The sequence below is a fragment of the Streptomyces humidus genome, assembly GCF_014649655.1.
Classification (GTDB): domain Bacteria; phylum Actinomycetota; class Actinomycetes; order Streptomycetales; family Streptomycetaceae; genus Streptomyces; species Streptomyces humidus.
Window position 1 is genome coordinate 1 of record NZ_BMTL01000120.1, and the last position, 1,735, is coordinate 1,735.

The 1,735-nt window shown below is 65.8% G+C and carries 1 protein-coding gene; it reads right to left on the reverse strand.

Annotated elements, in window-relative coordinates:
* The coding region (locus IE239_RS41315) for a hypothetical protein (protein WP_229878821.1) at nucleotides 1-1,651 on the reverse strand (1,651 nt) is incomplete at its 3' end.
* Nucleotides 1,652-1,735 lie beyond the last annotated feature (84 nt).

Here is a 1,735-nt window from a genome sequence, read left to right on the forward strand (position 1 = left end):
ACGACAGGCCCGGCAGCCATGAGCCCTCGTCGACCATCTCCTGACGGATCCGCTCGAACTCCTCCCGGCTCACCTCCCCCCGCGACATGTCACGAAGACGCCCGTTCACCCTGTCGAAGAGATCCTCATCCGGATCCAACGGCCGAAAACCCGCCGGCTCCGTGTCGACGTTCTCAGGCTTCCGCCCGTCGCCGAGGCCACGGTCCGCGGCCGGTGTCTCCAGCTGTCCGGGCGGCCCGGTGACCCCCTGCGTCGGGTTGGGCAAGAAGGTCGTCCTGCCGACCGGGTGCGGCCAGTGCTCTTCCGGGGAAGTGGGGTCATCGGCGCTGTGCAACTGCGCCGGGGGAGGGGTGAGGGGATATTCGGCAGGGTCCGTCGTGGGATCGGCATGCCCGGGCATGGCGTCGTGGACGGCTCTGGCCTCCCGCTCCAGGCTGTCGCTCCACCCGCTGTCGGAGAATTCGGAGATCAGGCGTCGGACGTTCTCGCGAAGCCGGGGCACGTCGTTCGCTCTGCGGAACGTCCAGTTCCTGCTGTCCTGCCGCTCCTGTACGTCCTGGTTCTCCAGCAGTCGACGAACCAACTCGTCCGTCTCCTGTCGTCCGTCCCGCAGCGAACGGGCGACGGAGAGCAGCTCACTCGGTCCGGTGACGTCGTCGAGAGCGCGCGCGTCGGACTCGGCCTGGATCTTCACCAGATCGTAGGCACTCAGGAGATTGAGGTTGCTCTTGTCCCCATCCAGCCTGCTGACGCTGTCCCGGCCAGCGCTGATCTTGGCGAGGCGCGCATGTGCTGTCGCCCGGTGGATGGTCCAGACGTCGATCCATTCGCGCCCGGGAGCGAGCTGCTTCGACCGGAAGTTGTGAAGGCTCACCTCACTCATCGAATACGGCGACGTGTGGTTCTCCTGGCTGAGAACCTTCCATCCTTCCGGGCCACGCCACAGGATGTTCGTGACCTCGGGCATCCCCTCCGGGTTCGCACTCATGTACTGCTCGTGCCCGAACCATTCGAGGGGCCTGCGCTCCGTACGGAAAGCCTCGGCGGCTGCCCCGTTGATCGCACCGTTCGGCGACTGGTAGTGCCAGACCGTGAAGGTGTCCTCCCGTGCCCCGTCTGTGAGCACCAGCGCACAGCCGTTCATCGCGGCGGTGAACACGAAATCAGGACTGAAGGATTCGTTCCTGCGCACCGGTACGTCAGCGTGCCCGACATTCACCTCGGCATTCGTCGTCGAGCCTCGCAGATAGGGAACATAGTGCGCCGCTACATACGTCTCCGGACCGCCCACGGCAGGAACATCGTGTCCCTGAACGATCTCCCGCAGTTCCGCGTCCTCATGAGCGAACGCCTCAACGTATTTCTCCACCGCCGGAGTCAAGAGATACACCGGCCGATCCGGCTTGGACCGGCTCGGATCCACGGTCATCGTGAACCAGTGCCTGTCCTTCCCGTCCATCCAGTGCAGAAAGCGCGCTGAATCGATGCCGGAACCCGGCATCCGTTGCCGCATACCCTCGTCCATACGCAGGAGCAGCACGTTGTTCTGAAGGAAATCAGCCGGTGCATCGATGAAATCGCCGATCACCCGCCCGTCGTGGGGCACGTCCGAACCCACGTGGGACGAACCCGCAGCCGACGTGCCCGCCACCGCGTTCCCCTGCTGCGAGGAGGACGCCGTCGGCACCTGCTGCGGTGGCCGGCCACGCCCCTGCCCATGCCCCCACGCAGCCGC